The sequence below is a fragment of the Burkholderia sp. R-40 genome, assembly GCF_049942845.1.
GTDB classification, from domain to species: Bacteria; Pseudomonadota; Gammaproteobacteria; order Burkholderiales; family Burkholderiaceae; genus Burkholderia; species Burkholderia ambifaria.
On sequence record NZ_CP187967.1, the window covers coordinates 2,979,097 to 2,994,661 of the forward strand.

Here is a 15,565-nt window from a genome sequence, read left to right on the forward strand (position 1 = left end):
CTTACAATACGCGCTCCGCCTCACGATCCGACCGCCCAGCCATGACCCGAGATCCCCGCCTCACCCTCAACGCGCGCCAGCAGGAATTGCTCGAATGGGTGCAGCGCGACGGCTTCGTGACCGTCGACGATCTCGCCGCGCACTTCGCGGTCACGCCGCAGACGATCCGCCGCGACGTCAACTGGCTCGCGGATCTGAACCTGCTGCGCCGCTACCACGGCGGCGCGAGCCTGCCGACCAGCTCGGAGAACGTGTCGTACACCGCGCGCCAGCGGATGTTCCACGACGAGAAGCGGCGCATCGCGGCGCTGGCGGCGTCGCACATCCCTGACCAGGCGTCGCTGTTCATCAACCTCGGCACGACGACCGAGGAAGTCGCGCGCGCGCTGAACCGCCATCACGGGCTGCACGTGATCACGAACAACCTGAACGTCGCGTCGATGATGAGCGGCTATCCCGACTGCGAGGTACTGATCACGGGCGGCATCGTGCGGCCGTGGGACAAGGGGATCGTCGGCGAACTCGCGATCGACTTCATCCGCCAGTTCAAGGTCGACTACGCGATCATCGGCACGTCGGCGATCGAGGCCGACGGCACGCTGCGCGACTTCGACACGCGCGAGGTGCGCGTGGCCGAGGCGATCATGCAGCATGCGCGCACGGTCTATCTCGTCGCCGACCACTCGAAGGTCGGCCGCCCGGCGCTCGTGCGCCAGGGGCACCTGAGCCAGGTTCATGCGCTCTTCACCGACAAGCCGCTGCCGCCGGAGATGGCCGACGCGGTGGCCGCCGCGGGCACCGAAGTGTACGTCGCTGAATAACGCTTGCGATGCTGCACCGCACCTGAAACTTCAAGTGAAATCAAGAAGTTGGCGCACCGACCGAACCGCTAGCGACCCGCGTGCCTGTCAAACGGAAAATTAACGGGGCACGATTTGTCGTTGCCCGCGCGCTCGACTAGACTCCAGTTCCCCGGCCCGTTCGCCCGATCCGCCCGTGCCAAGGCGTGTGCGAACTCCCAGGCCGGCCAATACAGCTTTCCCCCCAAGCCATACCCCCGTGTGGGGTATCGCGCTGCGGCGTTCGCGCCGGCCGCGCGGGCATACTGGTCGCCATGGAGAGAACGATGCTGAGTCCGCATGAATTCGCCACGCTATTGCTTGTGAAGGACGCACCCGATCAAACCAACATGGATCGGGACGAAATCGACGCACTGCTCGAACAGCAGCTCGTCCGCCTGGAAGGGCTCGGCTCGGGACGCAAATACTGCGTGACCGAGACCGGCGACGCCGCGTTGCGATCCATCAAATACCGATATTCCTGAACTACCGCTGCTCCTGACCTGAGCGCGCGCGGCCGGATTTCCGGCCGCGCCGCTTTTCCGCCTTTCCCGCCTCTGTCAGCTTCCCCGCGTCAGCCGCCGCGCAGCGTCGGATCGACCGCGGCCCGCCAGCTGACGGCCTGCGCGCGTGCGCCGTTGAAATACGCGACCCAGCCGGCGCGCCCCGCCGCATCGGGTGCCGCATAGCGCGCCGAAAGTTCGTTTACGAACGCGCAATAGTTCGCTTGCGTGAGCCCGCGATACCGTTTCGCCACGTACGCGTCGTACAGCGTCGAATAGACCGGCTGCGCGTCCGCGCCCCACTCGTGCGCGGTGCCGCCGCACGACGTCTGCAGGTCGACGAATGATGGCGCACGCCAGTTGCCGGCAAGCGGCGGCGTGCCGGCGCTGCACCCTGCCAGAACGACGGCGCAAAAGCCGGCCCACATCCCAATACGCATGATTCACCTCGCGAAACGGTCGATGCCGCCAGTATCGTCCGGGATCGCCCGGCGCGCTACTGGCCCCGCTTTTTCGAACTTTACTTTTTCGATTTCGTTCGTTAAATTTCGAATTCGAACATTTCATGTTCGCCCATTTCCATCAGACGATAAGGACAGCAGGTGACCCAACCGAATCGCTACGATCTGCTCGTCGTCGGCGGCGGCATCAACGGCGCGGGCATCGCGCGCGATGCGGCCGGCCGCGGCCTGTCGGTCCTGCTCTGCGAGCAGGACGACCTCGCGTCGCACACGTCGTCGTGCAGCACGAAGCTGATTCACGGCGGCCTGCGCTATCTCGAATACAACGAATTCGGACTCGTCCGCAAAGCGCTGCAGGAGCGCGAGACACTGCTGCGCGCGGCGCCGCACATCATGTGGCCGCTGCGCTTCGTGATGCCGCACATGCCGAACCTGCGGCCGGCCTGGCTCATCCGCATCGGCCTGTTCCTCTACGATCACCTCGCGAAACGCGAACTGCTGCCCGGCTCGCGCGGCATCGACATGCGCCGCCATGCGGCCGGCGCGCCGCTGATCGACTCGATCAAGCGCGGCTTCGTGTATTCGGACGGCTGGGTCGACGATGCGCGCCTCGTCGTGCTGAACGCGCTCGACGCGAAGGAGCGCGGCGCCGAGATCCTCACGCGCACGAAGCTCGTGTCGGCGGAGCGTCACGGCGACGAATGGGAAGCGCGGCTGCAGCATGCGGACGGCTCGATTCGCGTCGTGCGTGCGCGCGCGGTCGCGAACGCGGCCGGGCCGTGGGTCGGCGACGTGCTGCACGGCGCGCTCGGCCGCGGCGCGCAGCACAGCGTGCGGCTCGTGAAGGGCAGCCACATCATCACGCGGCGCCTGTTCGATCACGACCACGCATACATCTTCCAGAACCCGGACAAGCGGATCATCTTCGCGATTCCGTACGAGCACGACTTCACGCTGATCGGCACGACCGACGTCGAATACACGAACGATCCCGCGAAGGTCGCGATCGATCGCGACGAAACGCAGTATCTGTGCGATTCGATCAACCGCTACTTCAAGCGCAAGATCTCGCCGGCCGACGTGCACTGGACCTATTCGGGCGTGCGCCCGCTGCTCGAGGACGAGAACGCCGCGAACGCATCGGCCGTCACGCGCGACTACCGCCTCGAGCTCGACGACGGCGCCGGCGCGCCGCTGCTGTCGGTATTCGGCGGCAAGATCACGACCTTCCGCAAGCTCGCGGAAGAAGCCGGCGACCTGCTGTGCGGCGCGCTCGGCCGCGACGCGAAGACCTGGACCGCCGGCGCGCCGCTGCCGGGCGGCGACATCGCGAACGCGAAGTTCGACGTGTTCGCCGATGCGTTCGCGAAGCGCCATCCGTGGCTGCCCGCCGCGCTCGCGCGCCGCTATGCGCGTGCATACGGCACGCGTGCCGAACGCGTGGTCGACGGCGCGCAATCGCTCGCCGATCTCGGCACCGAAATCGCGCCGGGCCTGTACGACGCCGAACTGCGCTACCTGCGCGACGTCGAATGGGCGACCTGCGCGCAGGACGTGCTGTGGCGCCGCTCGAAGCTCGGCCTGCACGTCGCGCCGGGCACACTCGACGCGGTGACGGCCGCGGTCGACGCGTGGTTCGCCGCCGCGCACGCGCCGCACGCATGATCCGCTTGCAGTTGCAGTTGTCTTACCGATGTTGATTCACCGACGCGCCGCCCGACATGCGGCGCGCATCACAACTACGCCGATCCACGGATGGAGATGAGAGACATGCAGGACCAGTACATCCTCGCGCTTGACCAGGGCACCACGAGTTCCCGCGCAATGCTGTTCGATCGCCAGGGCAATATCGTATCGATTGCCCAGAAGGAATTCGAACAGATCTACCCGCAACCCGGCTGGGTCGAGCACGACCCTCAGGAAATCTGGTCGACGCAGGCGGGCGTCGCGGCGGAAGCCGTCACGCGCACCGGCCTGAACGGCACGTCGATCGCCGCGATCGGCATCACCAACCAGCGCGAGACGACGATCGTCTGGGATCGCGAGACGGGCCAGCCCGTCTACAACGCGATCGTCTGGCAGGACCGCCGCACCGCCGACTTCTGCGATTCGCTGAAGAAGCAGGGCCTCGAGGCGAAGGTGCGCGCGAAGACCGGCCTGCCGATCGACTCGTACTTCTCCGCGACGAAGATCCGCTGGATCCTCGACAACGTGCCGGGCGCGCGCGACAAGGCGCGCCAGGGCAAGCTTGCGTTCGGCACCGTCGACAGCTGGCTCGTATGGAACTTCACGAAGCACGAGCTGCACGTGACCGACGTGACGAACGCGTCGCGCACGATGCTGTTCAACATCCACACGCGCGAGTGGGACAGCGAGCTGCTCGAACTGCTCGACATCCCGCGCAGCATGCTGCCGGACGTGAAGGCGTCGTCGGAAATCTACGGCCACACGAAAACCACCGTGTTCGCGTCGAAGATCCCGCTCGCGGGCATCGCCGGCGACCAGCACGCGGCGCTGTTCGGCCAGATGTGCACGACGTCGGGCATGGTGAAGAACACCTACGGCACCGGCTGCTTCCTGATGATGAACACCGGCGACAAGCCGATCGAGTCGAAGAACAACCTCGTCACGACGATTGCCTGGCAGATCGGCGACGACGTGCAGTACGCGCTCGAAGGCAGCATCTTCATCGCGGGCGCGGTCGTGCAGTGGCTGCGCGACGGCGTCGGCATCATCAAGACCGCCGCCGAAATCGAAGCGCTCGCCGCGAGCGTGCCGCATACCGACGGCGTCTATCTCGTGCCGGCGTTCGCCGGCCTCGGCGCGCCGCACTGGAACGCGCGGGCGCGCGGTTCGGTGTTCGGCGTGACGCGCGGCACGACATCCGCGCATCTCGCGCGCGCGGCGCTCGATGCGATCGCTTACCAGTCGCTCGACGTGCTGGCCGCGATGGAAGCCGATTCGGGCATCAGCATCGGCGAGCTGCGCGTCGACGGCGGCGCGAGCGCGAACGACCTGCTGATGCAGTTCCAGGCCGACCTGCTCGGCGTCGACGCGGTGCGTCCGCAGATCACCGAGACGACCGCGCTCGGCGCGGCCTACCTCGCCGGCCTCGCGATCGGCTACTGGAAGAACCTCGACGAAGTGCGCAGCCAGTGGCAGCTCGATCGCCGCTTCGCGCCGTCGATGCCGAAGGAGCAGGTCGAGCAGCGCATGGCCGGCTGGCAGCGCGCGGTGCGCGCCGCCAAGGCATGGGCCGACGACACGCAGTAACCGCAGTACACCTATACAAACGAAATACAACAACACCGGCGGACCGCGCGGCGCGCGAGTCCGCCGTCATCTACGAGAGACAACATGTCACCTTATATTGCGGAATTCATCGGCACGGCGATCCTCGTGCTGCTCGGCAACGGCGCGGTCGCAAACGTGCTGCTTGCGAAGACCAAGGGCAAAGGCGCGGATCTGATCGTCATCGTGATGGGCTGGGCGATGGCGGTGTTCGTCGCCGTCTACGTGACGGCTTCGTTCAGCGGCGCGCACCTGAACCCGATCGTCACGATCAGCCTCGCGCTCGCGGGCAAGTTCGCGTGGTCGAAGGTCGGCGGCTACATTGTTGCGCAGATGCTCGGCGGGATGGCCGGCGCGTTACTCGTGTGGCTCGCGTATCGCCAGCACTTCGCGAAGGAAGCCGATGCGGACCTGAAGCTCGCGGTGTTCTGCACGGCGCCCGCGATCCGCAGCGTCACGCACAACGTGCTGACCGAAGCGATCTGCACGTTCGTGCTGATTCTCGGCGTGCTGTACCTCGCGTCGCCGCAGGTCGGCCTCGGCGCGCTCGACGCGCTGCCCGTCGGCTTGCTCGTGCTCGGCATCGGCATCTCGCTCGGCGGCCCGACCGGCTATGCGATGAGCCCGGCGCGCGACCTGTCGCCGCGCCTGATGCATGCGCTGCTGCCGATCCCCGGCAAGCGCGACAGCGACTGGCGCTATGCGTGGGTGCCGGTGATCGGTCCGCTGCTCGGCGGCGCTGCCGCGGCCGGCCTGTATCTGCGTCTGCACGCGATGGCCTGAACGCGGTTTCAGTCGAGTTCGAGCGCGCGGCAGTGGCTGCCGCGCGCTTACGGTTTCTCCGCCTTCCTTCCTCCCTCTCCCTCCGGAAATGCCGGTACGCCGGATCGATCCGGCCGCGCAAGCAGCTCGCCGAACGGTGCGCGGCACCGCCGCGAAAGCACGTATCATGGCGGCATGATCGGCGTCGCCGACACCCGCCTTTTCACCACCATGCTCGATCACCTTATCTGCGACTGCGACGGCGTGCTCGTCGACAGCGAAGTCATTGCCGACCGCGTGCTGTTCGAAACGCTGTCCGCCACCTTCCCCCACCTCGATTTCGAAGACGCCGCGAAGTCCGCGTTCGGCCAGCAGACGTCGCGCTTTCTCGCCGGGCTCGAAGCGCATTTCGGAATCCGGATGCCGGAAGACTTCATCGACACCATCGAGCGCAACATCGAGACCGGTCTCGCGCAATCGCTCGCGCCGATCACCGGCGTGCGCGACGCGTTGCTGAAGGTGAGCCTGCCGGCCGCGGTGGTATCGAACAGCCGGCTCGTGCGCGTGCGCAGCTCGCTGAAGCGCGCGTCGCTCACCGAAATCTTCGGCGATCGCGTGTTCAGCTCCGAGCAGGTCGCGCGGCCGAAGCCCTACCCCGACGTGTACCTGCATGCGGCGAACACACTCGGCGTCACACCGGAGCGCTGCATCGTCGTCGAGGACAGCGTGTCGGGCCTGAACGCCGCGCGCGCGGCGGGCATGAAGACGATCGCGTTCGTCGGCGCGAGCCACATCCCCGACAACTACGCGGACGCGCTGCGCGCGATGGGCATCACGCGGATCATGCGCAGGATGGATGAACTGCCGGCGCTCGTCGCGGCCGGCCTGCGCGGCGAATTCGGCGACGTGCAGTCCTGACGAGCGGCCGCGCCGGAAGCGAAAGAAGCGGCGTGCGGCTCGATGCGCACGCCGTACCGCGGGCGCATCGGCCCGCCCACTACGCCGGCTGTCAGGCCGGTTCGCAGCAGCGCTCGCGCACGGCCGCCAGCGCCTCGCGGAATTCGACCAGCTCCGCGATCGTCAGCATCGGCAGCCCGTGCTGCTGCGCGAAACGCTCGACGTCGTCGCCGCGCGTCATCGTGCCGTCCGGATTCATCAGCTCGCACAGCACGCCGGCCGGCTTCAAACCCGCGAGGATCGCCAGGTCGACCGTCCCTTCGGTGTGACCGCGGCGCGCCAGCACGCCGCCCGGTTGCGCACGCAACGGAAACACGTGGCCAGGGCGCACGATGTCGTACGGCTTCGCGTCGTCGGCGATCGCCGCGCGAATCGTCGTCACGCGGTCGGCCGCGGACACGCCGGTATGCACGCCTTCGCGCGCCTCGATCGATACGGTGAACGCGGTGCCGTTGCGGCTCTCGTTGGTCTGCACCATCGGCGGCAGCTCGAGCGCGCGGACCTTGTCGTCGGTCAGGCACAGGCACACGATGCCGCTGCATTCGCGGATCAGCAGCGCCATCGTCTCGGGGGTGATGCGCTCGGCGGCGACGATCAGGTCGGCCTCGTTTTCCCGGTCGTGATCGTCCTGCAACACGACCGCGCGGCCCGCGCGCAACGCGTCGAGCGCGGCGGCGATGCGCGGCGGCACCGGTTCGGACTCGAGCAACGGGAGATCGGCAAAGGCGTCGGCGGGTGCCGACGAAACGGACAGGAAGGACATGTGAAACGCTCCTCGCAATTTCGATTTGGGCGAAAAACGTTTCAGGGCATTGCAAACAGACAGAACGACAACCCGCTCCGCACGCACGGCGAAGCGGCCCTGACGGACATGACTATCTGCACATCTTCTCTCATCCGGACTATGACCGTCGGCTCTGGCATTCGACCAGATCTGCTGACCCCGCGCGGTTGCGCGGGCGCTCGCGGGCTCGCCGGCTTTCGCCAGCCTACCGCCGGTGGGGAATTTCGCCCCGCCCTGAAGACGCACTGATTGCCGGCCGGGAATGCCCCGGAAAACCGGCGGGCCAAGCATACCTCAGCTGCGCGCGCCGCGCAGCCAACCACACCTAAAACCTTACTGACGACTCCGTCTAACGGCATCGTCCGAACGGCCGATAGCAGGCCGACATCAGGCCGGTGCGGCCGTCCCGAACGGCACCGGGCGCCGGCCCCACCGGACCGGCAACCCGCCCGCGCTCAGCCGGCCGCGTGCGCGGCGTCGGGCACGAGCCAGCGCGGCGGCACTTCGGGGCTCACCGTCACGCGGAACGCGCGCGCCTCGGTGTCGCCCGGATTGCGCAGGCTGTACGGTTGGTCGGCGTCGAACACGATCGCGTCGCCGGTCGCGAGCAACTGGCGGCGATCGTGCACGCTGACTTCGAGCGTGCCCTCGCTGACGACCAGGTTGACCGTCGTGCCGGGCGCGCGGCGCGTGCCGGGCTCCGTGTGCAGCGGCGCGATCCGCAGCTCGTGGAATTCGGCCGCGGCCGGTTCGCCCTCCGGATACAGCGCACGCGCCGAGAAACGGCCGCTCGAGCTGACGACGCGCGCCGCGCGCTCCGCCGCCAGGTGCTCGAAGCCGTTCACCGCGTGGCGGCGCAGGAACGCGGCGACCGACACCTTCAGCGCCGCGGCGATCTTGCAGAGCACCTTGATCGACGGCACGCTGCGAGCGGATTCGATCTGCGCGAGCATCGCACGCGATACGCCGGACAGTCGCGCAAGCGCATCGAGCGACAGTTGCCGCTCGGCACGCAAGCGCGCGAGATTCACGCCGACGACCTGCTCGAGGACGTCGAGCGACGCGGCCGCTCGCGCGCCGGCGGCCTCGCCGGACTCGAAGGAAGACACGTCGCGCACCAGCGCCAGGGATGAAGACATAGCATGGCCTCCGGGCCGCCGTGCGGCCCTGCGAATGGGGTGAGCCGGAATCGGGTTGCGCCACGAACGGCGCGTATCGAGACGCTATCACCCGGCCCTGCCGCGGCAAACGAAGTTATCTTCACACCGTTATCAGCATCGCGGAGGAATGCGTTCGTCGCGAACGTTTTCCCGTCGCGATGGCGTCGACGCAGCGCCGCTCAATGCGCGGCCGGCGCCGCGCCGCGCGCCGGCGCGCGCATCGAGCCGCATCGCGAACCACGTGACGACGAGCGCCGCGAACGTCACCGCGACGGCGACCCACGGCAGCGCATCGAGCGCGAAGCCGTGCTCCAGCGCCAGTCCGCCGAGCCACGCACCGCCCGCATTGCCGACGTTGAAGGCGCCGATGTTCAGCGTCGACGCCAGATGCGGCGCGCTCGCGGCCTTCGCGACGACGCGCGCCTGCAGCGGCGGCACCGTCGCGAACGCGGCGATCCCCCACACGAACACCGTCACCGCGGCCGCGACCGGCAGGTGGCTCGTCTTCGCGAACACGGCCATCACGGCCATCAGCGCGACCAGGATCGCAATCAGCGACGGCATCAGCGCGCGATCGGCAAGCTTGCCGCCGAGCGTGTTGCCGACCGTCAGCCCGGCGCCGAACAGCACGAGGATCAGCGCGACCGCCCGCGGCGAATAGCCGGTGACGGTTTCGAGGATCGGCGCGATGTACGTGAACACGACGAACACGCCGCCGAAGCCGAGCACGGTCATCAGCAGCGCGAGCCAGACCTGCGGCTCCTTCAGCACGCGCACTTCGTGGCCGAGGCGGACGGGCCCGCCGTCATGACGGTTCGGCACCAGCAGCGCGACGCCGCCGAGCGACAGCACGCCGAGCGCGGCGACGATCCAGAACGACGCGCGCCAGCCGAGCAGCTGGCCGACGAACGTGCCGAACGGCACGCCGAGCACGTTCGACAGCGTGAGGCCCGTGAACATCAGCGCGATCGCGCTCGCGCGCTTGTCGGCCGGCACGAGCGACGCGGCGACCACCGCGCCGATCCCGAAGAACGAGCCGTGCGCGAACGACGTGACGACGCGCGCGACCATCAGCATCGCGTAGCCGGACGCGCTCGCGCACAGCACGTTGCCGACGATGAAGATCGCCATCAGCAGCAGCAATGCGGCCTTGCGCGGCATGCGGCTCGTCAGCACCGCGAGCAGCGGCGCCCCGACCGCGACGCCGAGCGCGTAGCCGGTGACGAGCAGCCCGGCCGACGGCAGCGACACGGCGAGGTCGTGCGCGACTTCGGGCAGAAGCCCCATGATGATGAATTCGGTGGTGCCGATGGCGAACGCACTGATCGCGAGCGCCAGTAACGGGATGGGCATGACGTTCTCCGGATGGCGGCGGACGCGGCGCCCGGTCGGTGCCGCACCGCACAAAAAAGCGGGATGTGCGCGCATTGTCCCGAATACGCCTATCTTTGATAATTGGCGTGGCATTTGAACCATTTTCAAAAAATTCTGGAAAATCCAATGGATCGACTGGGCGACATCCGGCTGTTCGTCGAAGCGGCGGAACTGGGCAGCCTGTCAGCGGCCGGGCGCAAGCTGAACGTCACGCCGGCCGCCGCGAGCGCGCGCCTCGCGAAGCTCGAGGCCAAGGTCGCGACGCGGCTGTTCGAGCGCTCCACCAGACAGCTGCGGCTCACCGACGAAGGCCGGCTCTACCTGAACTGCTGCCGGCAGGCGCTGCAGGCGCTCGACGACGCGCACGCGCTTCTGCAGGAAGGCCGCAACGTGGTGGCCGGCAAGGTGCGGCTGTCGTCGACGTCCGATTTCGGCCGCAACCAGCTGCTCGACTGGCTCGACGAATTCACCACGCTGCATCCGGGCGTCACGTTCTCGCTGACGGCGTCCGATTCGGCGTCGAACCTGTGGCAGGACGAAATCGACCTCGCGATCCGCTTCGCCGCGCCGCCCGACGGCGCGTTGATCGCGCGCCGGCTGGCCGCGAACCGGTGCGTACTGTGCGCGGCGCCGTCGTTCGTCGCGCGCCACGGCGTGCCGGCCGATCCGCACGATCTGGCCCGCTTTCCCTGCAACGTGATCACGATCGCGTCGGGGCCGATGAACACGTGGCGCTTCACGCGCGGCGACGAAGTGCAGACTCACACGGTGCCGGTGTCGACCGCGTTCGAGACCAACGACGGCGGCCTCACCCGCGAATGGACGCTGCGCGGCCACGGCATCGCGCTGAAGTCGCTGTGGGACATCGCCGACGACGTGCGCGCGGGCCGGCTGCGCGTGCTGCTGCCCGACTGGCGGTACCAGGACGCGCCGCTGCACGCGATCTATCACAGCAAGCGCTACATGGCGCCGCGCGTGCGCGTGCTGCTCGATTTCCTCGCCGAACGCTTCGCGCGCGAGGAAGCGGCGCTCGACGACCTGCTGAATGCGTGCCGCTGACGCCGACACTGACGCTCGCGTGCGCCGCCCTATCAGGGTCGGAGCGGGCAGAACGGCGTCGCGCGGCCGCAACCCGCCGCCCGCCCGGGACGGCGCGTAAAGCTATAATGGAAGGCTTGCCCGACGGCTTTTCACGCGTGCACGCCACGCTCGCTCGACGCGCACCGCGCGCCCCGGTCCGCCATGCGGCGCCGGCACGAGCCGCTGCACCGCTGCAGCCGTCCCGATACACCCTTGACGACGCCCCCAGGTCAACCACTGCGAACGGCGAATCCCCATGACGAAAAAAGTTTACGTAAAGACCTTCGGCTGCCAGATGAACGAGTACGACTCGGACAAGATGGTGGACGTGCTCAATGCGGCTGAAGGCCTCGAAAAGACCGATACCCCGGAAGACGCGGACATCATCCTGTTCAACACGTGCTCGGTGCGTGAGAAGGCGCAGGAAAAGGTGTTCTCCGACCTCGGCCGCGTGCGCGAGCTGAAGGAAGCGAAGCCGGGCCTGCTGATCGGCGTCGGCGGCTGCGTCGCCAGCCAGGAAGGCGCGTCGATCGTGTCGCGCGCACCGTACGTCGACCTCGTGTTCGGCCCGCAGACGCTGCACCGCCTGCCGCAGATGATCGACCAGCGCCGCGCGAGCGGCCGTGCGCAGGTCGACATCTCGTTCCCCGAGATCGAGAAGTTCGACCACCTGCCGCCCGCGCGCGTCGAGGGGCCGAGCGCGTTCGTGTCGATCATGGAAGGCTGCTCGAAGTACTGCAGCTACTGCGTCGTGCCGTACACGCGCGGCGACGAAGTGTCGCGCCCGCTCGACGACGTGCTGACCGAAGTGGCCGGCCTCGCCGACCAGGGCGTGCGCGAAGTCACGCTGCTCGGCCAGAACGTGAATGCATACCGCGGCGCGCTGACGGCCGGCTCGACGGAAATCGCCGATTTCGCGACGCTGATCGAATACGTCGCCGACATCCCCGGCATCGAGCGGATTCGCTACACGACGTCGCACCCGAAGGAATTCACGCAGCGCCTGATCGACACCTACGCGAAGGTGCCGAAGCTCGTGAGCCACCTGCACCTGCCGGTCCAGCACGGCTCCGACCGCATCCTGATGGCGATGAAGCGCGGCTACACGGTGCTCGAATACAAGTCGGTGATCCGCAAGCTGCGCGCGATCCGCCCGGACCTGTCGCTGTCGACCGACATGATCGTCGGCTTCCCCGGCGAGACCGAGGAGGATTTCGACAAGATGATGGCGCTCGTGCACGAGATGAGCTACGACACCAGCTTCTCGTTCATCTACAGCCCGCGCCCCGGCACGCCGGCCGCGAACCTGCACGACGACACGCCGCGCGAGGTCAAGCTCAAACGCCTGCAACATCTGCAGGCGACCATCGAGGAAAACGTCGCGCGCATCAGCCGGTCGATGGTCGGCAAGGTCGAGCGGATCCTCGTCGAGGGCCCGTCGCGCAAGGATCCGAACGAACTGTCGGGCCGCACCGAGAACAACCGGGTCGTGAATTTCCCGGCGCCGCTCGCGTCGCACCCGCGCCTGATCGGCCAGATGATCGACGTGAAGATCAACCATGCGTACCCGCATTCGCTGCGCGGCGAGCTGCTGCTCGTGAGCGACGACGCGAGCGCGGCCACCCACTGACCGACTGACGCCCGACAGGAGCCCGACGCTACTTTGAAGACCGTCCAAGCACTGGAATTCACCGCGCCGCGCGAAGACAACGCGCGCCTCGCCAACCTCTGCGGCCCGCTCGACGAGAACCTGCGGCAGATCGAACAGGCGCTCGACGTCACGCTCGCGCGGCGCGGCCACCGGATCACGATCCGCGGGCGCGGCGCGAAGCTCGCGCTCGCGGCGCTCGAGAACTTCTACAACCGCTCGCGCGATCCGCTGTCGGTCGACGATATCCAGCTCGCGCTGGTCGAAGTGCGTCACACCGCCGGCAACGGCCGCCAGGACACGCTCGACGTGCGCTTTCGCGGCGACCCGGACCATCCGTTCGACGAACCGGCCGTGCAGCTCGACGACGCAGGCCCCGAGGAGGAACCCGGGCCGAAGCTGTACACGCGGCGCGCCGACCTGCGCGGGCGCACGCCCGCGCAGCGCGAGTACCTGAAGCAGATCCTGTCGCACGACGTGACGTTCGGCATCGGGCCGGCCGGCACCGGCAAGACCTACCTCGCGGTCGCGTGCGCGGTCGACGCGCTGGAGCGCGACCAGGTCAAGCGGATCGTGCTGACGCGCCCGGCCGTCGAGGCCGGCGAGCGGCTCGGCTTCCTGCCGGGCGATCTCGCGCAGAAGGTCGATCCGTACCTGCGGCCGCTGTACGACGCGCTGTACGACCTGCTTGGCTTCGACAAGACGGCGAAGATGTTCGAGCGCCAGATGATCGAGATCGCGCCGCTCGCGTACATGCGCGGCCGCACGCTGAACCACGCGTTCATCATCCTCGACGAGGCGCAGAACACGACGCCCGAGCAGATGAAGATGTTCCTCACGCGGATCGGCTTCGGCTCGAAGGCCGTCGTGACCGGCGACACGAGCCAGGTCGACCTGCCGCGCGGGCACAAGAGCGGCCTGGTCGAGGCGCAGCAAGTGCTCGGCGGCGTGCGCGGCATCGCGCTCACGCGCTTCACGAGCGTGGACGTCGTGCGTCATCCGCTCGTCGCGCGCATCGTCGAGGCGTACGACGACTTCCACGCGCAGCACAAGGACGCGTGACGCATGGGCGGCGCCCGCGCGCCGCACCGGCCCACGGCCCGGCCCGCCCGACGGCGCGCCGGGCTTTTTTCGCCCGCACGCGGCCGGTGCGAATTCGGGAGCGATCGGCCGTTTGGTGTATCCTCAACGCGTTCCAATCGCCGCACCCGTCATGAAATCTTCCCGTTCTCGCAAGTCCGGGCGCGACCAGTCCGCCGCGCCCGATTCCCCCCGTGTTTCGCTGTTCGATGCGAAGGGCAAGGCCCGGACCGTCGCCGCGCAAGGGCTGCGAATCGACTTCCCGGATGGCCGCAGCCTGATGTTCGACCTGTCGGGCAGCTCGGGCGACACGGCCGTCGCGATCGTCGCGCAGCACAACGATCCGGCGATGCGCGCGAAACTCGCGCTGCAGCCCGAGCATTACGACAGCGTGACCCTGCACGTCGGCGCCGAGCCCGCGCCGCGCGATGAGGAAATCGCGGAAATGGCGGACGAGCCGCGCGAGCTCGAGTTCGACCTGTCCGTGCAGTACGGCGACGAAGTCACCGGCGACGTCCGCAAGGCGTGCCCCAAGCGCAAGCTGATCGCCGAATGGATCGAGCCGGCGCTGTTCTCGAGCGCGCAGCTCACCGTGCGCTTCGTCGGCGAGGAAGAAGGCCGCACGCTGAACGACGGCTACCGCCACAAGGACTACCCGACCAACGTGCTGACCTTCGCGTACGATCCGCTGCCCGACGGCACCGTGATCGGCGACCTCGTGCTGTGCTGCCCGGTCGTCGAGAAGGAAGCGCAAGAACAGGGCAAGCCGCTCGCGGCCCACTACGCGCACCTGCTGGTGCACGGCGCGCTGCACGCGCAGGGCTACGATCACGAGACGAGCGAAGAAGACGCCGCCGAAATGGAGGCGCTCGAAGTCGCCATCCTCGCGAAGCTGGGCTTCCCCAACCCGTACCAGTAAGAGCCGTCCGCGCCATGCGCCACGCCGCAATGCTGCCGCCCGCCTACCCGCCGTCGATCGGCGAGGGACGGCTGCTGACGCAAGACGAACTGGCGGCCTCGCTCGCGCACACGATGCGCGACTGGGACGGCCAGCAGGATCTCTGGCTGTTCGGCTATGGCTCGCTGATCTGGAACCCCGGGCTGCCGACCGTCGCCGCCGTGCGCGGCAAGGTGCACGGCTACCATCGCGGGCTCTACCTGTGGTCGCGCGTGAACCGCGGCACGCCCGAACGGCCGGGCCTCGTGCTCGCGCTCGATCGCGGCGGCTCGTGCTCGGGCATCGCATTCCGGCTCGCCGGCCCGACCGCGCAGCCGCATCTCGAGACCTTGTGGAAACGCGAGATGCCGATGGGCTCGTACCGGCCCGCGTGGCTGCCGTGCTCGCTCGAGACCGGCGAGCGCGTGAACGCGCTGGCCTTCGTGATGCGCCGCGACGCGCCGGCCTACACGGGCAAGCTGACCGACCCCGTCGTGAAGGAGGTGTTCGGCTGCGCGGCCGGCCGCTACGGCACGACGCTCGACTACGTGAGCCGCACCGTGGAGGCGCTGCGCGCGAGCGGCATCCCCGATCGCGCGCTGGAAGGGCTGCTCGCGCGATGCCGGTGACGTTCGACAGGCGGGCGCGCGCCACGTCCAAGCATGCGAAAGGAGGCCCCGCGGGAGGCG

General features: G+C 68.2%; 15 protein-coding genes and 1 riboswitch. Of the genes, 11 read left to right on the forward strand and 4 right to left on the reverse strand.

Annotated elements, in window-relative coordinates:
* The first annotated feature begins 41 nt into the window (after nt 1-41).
* Nucleotides 42-821, forward strand: a complete 780-nt coding sequence (locus ACP26O_RS13780) for a DeoR/GlpR family DNA-binding transcription regulator (RefSeq protein ID WP_012364650.1) — start codon at nt 42-44, stop codon at nt 819-821.
* Nucleotides 822-1,126: 305 nt separating this feature from the next.
* Entirely contained in the window at nt 1,127-1,324 is a 198-nt protein-coding gene (locus ACP26O_RS13785; protein WP_006751304.1) for a hypothetical protein, read from the forward strand.
* 89 nt (nt 1,325-1,413) lie between these two features.
* On the opposite strand, the gene ACP26O_RS13790 is transcribed toward ACP26O_RS13785, so the two are convergent.
* On the reverse strand, nt 1,414-1,782 hold the full coding sequence (locus ACP26O_RS13790; RefSeq protein WP_175665400.1) for a hypothetical protein: 369 nt from the start codon (nt 1,780-1,782) through the stop codon (nt 1,414-1,416).
* Nucleotides 1,783-1,944: 162 nt separating this feature from the next.
* Here ACP26O_RS13790 and glpD point away from each other — a divergent pair, with 162 nt between their 5' ends.
* The 4 genes from glpD to ACP26O_RS13810 all read left to right on the forward strand — a co-directional run bounded on the left by glpD (nt 1,945) and on the right by ACP26O_RS13810 (nt 6,774).
* Nucleotides 1,945-3,468 carry a glycerol-3-phosphate dehydrogenase gene (gene glpD, locus ACP26O_RS13795; protein ID WP_105834545.1) on the forward strand — a complete coding sequence of 508 codons (1,524 nt, stop codon included), beginning with the start codon at nt 1,945-1,947 and terminating at the stop codon, nt 3,466-3,468.
* Nucleotides 3,469-3,573: 105 nt separating this feature from the next.
* On the forward strand, nt 3,574-5,076 hold the full coding sequence (glpK, locus tag ACP26O_RS13800; protein WP_011657858.1) for a glycerol kinase GlpK: 1,503 nt from the start codon (nt 3,574-3,576) through the stop codon (nt 5,074-5,076).
* Nucleotides 5,077-5,160: 84 nt separating this feature from the next.
* Nucleotides 5,161-5,877: an MIP/aquaporin family protein gene (locus tag ACP26O_RS13805; protein WP_006757965.1), complete on the forward strand. Its 717-nt coding sequence runs from the start codon at nt 5,161-5,163 to the stop codon at nt 5,875-5,877.
* Nucleotides 5,878-6,087: 210 nt separating this feature from the next.
* Complete coding sequence (locus ACP26O_RS13810) at nt 6,088-6,774, forward strand: HAD family hydrolase (RefSeq protein WP_175665399.1); 687 nt, start codon at nt 6,088-6,090, stop codon at nt 6,772-6,774.
* Nucleotides 6,775-6,865: 91 nt separating this feature from the next.
* Here the strand turns inward: ACP26O_RS13810 and ribB are convergent, their stop codons facing one another.
* The 3 genes from ribB to ACP26O_RS13825 form a co-directional block, all read right to left on the reverse strand.
* On the reverse strand, nt 6,866-7,576 hold the full coding sequence (gene ribB / locus ACP26O_RS13815) for a 3,4-dihydroxy-2-butanone-4-phosphate synthase (RefSeq protein WP_175665398.1): 711 nt from the start codon (nt 7,574-7,576) through the stop codon (nt 6,866-6,868).
* Nucleotides 7,577-7,694: 118 nt separating this feature from the next.
* Nucleotides 7,695-7,843: riboswitch (FMN riboswitch) on the reverse strand.
* A 209-nt stretch (nt 7,844-8,052) separates the two neighbouring features.
* Entirely contained in the window at nt 8,053-8,736 is a 684-nt protein-coding gene (locus tag ACP26O_RS13820; protein WP_175660384.1) for a helix-turn-helix domain-containing protein, read from the reverse strand.
* A gap of 132 nt (nt 8,737-8,868) precedes the next feature.
* Nucleotides 8,869-10,110: an MFS transporter gene (locus ACP26O_RS13825; protein ID WP_175665397.1), complete on the reverse strand. Its 1,242-nt coding sequence runs from the start codon at nt 10,108-10,110 to the stop codon at nt 8,869-8,871.
* 147 nt (nt 10,111-10,257) lie between these two features.
* Between ACP26O_RS13825 and ACP26O_RS13830 the strand changes: the two genes are divergently transcribed.
* The 5 genes from ACP26O_RS13830 to ACP26O_RS13850 all read left to right on the forward strand — a co-directional run bounded on the left by ACP26O_RS13830 (nt 10,258) and on the right by ACP26O_RS13850 (nt 15,505).
* Nucleotides 10,258-11,190: a LysR family transcriptional regulator gene (locus tag ACP26O_RS13830; RefSeq protein WP_426356248.1), complete on the forward strand. Its 933-nt coding sequence runs from the start codon at nt 10,258-10,260 to the stop codon at nt 11,188-11,190.
* Nucleotides 11,191-11,467: 277 nt separating this feature from the next.
* Complete coding sequence (gene miaB / locus ACP26O_RS13835) at nt 11,468-12,841, forward strand: tRNA (N6-isopentenyl adenosine(37)-C2)-methylthiotransferase MiaB (protein ID WP_011657871.1); 1,374 nt, start codon at nt 11,468-11,470, stop codon at nt 12,839-12,841.
* A 33-nt stretch (nt 12,842-12,874) separates the two neighbouring features.
* Nucleotides 12,875-13,921 (forward strand): PhoH family protein, encoded by a 1,047-nt coding sequence (locus ACP26O_RS13840; protein ID WP_126228470.1) that lies wholly within the window; start codon nt 12,875-12,877, stop codon nt 13,919-13,921.
* Nucleotides 13,922-14,072: 151 nt separating this feature from the next.
* A complete protein-coding gene (gene ybeY / locus ACP26O_RS13845; RefSeq protein ID WP_165751997.1) occupies nt 14,073-14,858 on the forward strand; it encodes an rRNA maturation RNase YbeY in 786 nt (261 codons plus the stop codon).
* A 14-nt stretch (nt 14,859-14,872) separates the two neighbouring features.
* Nucleotides 14,873-15,505, forward strand: a complete 633-nt coding sequence (locus ACP26O_RS13850) for a gamma-glutamylcyclotransferase (protein WP_011657874.1) — start codon at nt 14,873-14,875, stop codon at nt 15,503-15,505.
* Nucleotides 15,506-15,565 lie beyond the last annotated feature (60 nt).

Bases quoted from the DNA above. Each gene is read 5' to 3' on its own strand.
- ACP26O_RS13820 (WP_175660384.1), bottom strand. From the start codon at position 8,736: ATGTCTTCATCCCTGGCGCTGGTGCGCGACGTGTCTTCCTTCGAGTCC.
- ACP26O_RS13830 (WP_426356248.1), top strand. From the start codon at position 10,258: ATGGATCGACTGGGCGACATCCGGCTGTTCGTCGAAGCGGCGGAACTG.
- ACP26O_RS13805 (WP_006757965.1), top strand. From the start codon at position 5,161: ATGTCACCTTATATTGCGGAATTCATCGGCACGGCGATCCTCGTGCTG.
- ACP26O_RS13850 (WP_011657874.1), top strand. From the start codon at position 14,873: ATGCGCCACGCCGCAATGCTGCCGCCCGCCTACCCGCCGTCGATCGGC.
- ACP26O_RS13780 (WP_012364650.1), top strand. From the start codon at position 42: ATGACCCGAGATCCCCGCCTCACCCTCAACGCGCGCCAGCAGGAATTG.
- ACP26O_RS13790 (WP_175665400.1), bottom strand. From the start codon at position 1,782: ATGCGTATTGGGATGTGGGCCGGCTTTTGCGCCGTCGTTCTGGCAGGG.
- ACP26O_RS13825 (WP_175665397.1), bottom strand. From the start codon at position 10,110: ATGCCCATCCCGTTACTGGCGCTCGCGATCAGTGCGTTCGCCATCGGC.
- ACP26O_RS13810 (WP_175665399.1), top strand. From the start codon at position 6,088: ATGCTCGATCACCTTATCTGCGACTGCGACGGCGTGCTCGTCGACAGC.
- ybeY (WP_165751997.1), top strand. From the start codon at position 14,073: ATGAAATCTTCCCGTTCTCGCAAGTCCGGGCGCGACCAGTCCGCCGCG.
- glpK (WP_011657858.1), top strand. From the start codon at position 3,574: ATGCAGGACCAGTACATCCTCGCGCTTGACCAGGGCACCACGAGTTCC.
- ACP26O_RS13785 (WP_006751304.1), top strand. From the start codon at position 1,127: ATGCTGAGTCCGCATGAATTCGCCACGCTATTGCTTGTGAAGGACGCA.
- miaB (WP_011657871.1), top strand. From the start codon at position 11,468: ATGACGAAAAAAGTTTACGTAAAGACCTTCGGCTGCCAGATGAACGAG.
- ribB (WP_175665398.1), bottom strand. From the start codon at position 7,576: ATGTCCTTCCTGTCCGTTTCGTCGGCACCCGCCGACGCCTTTGCCGAT.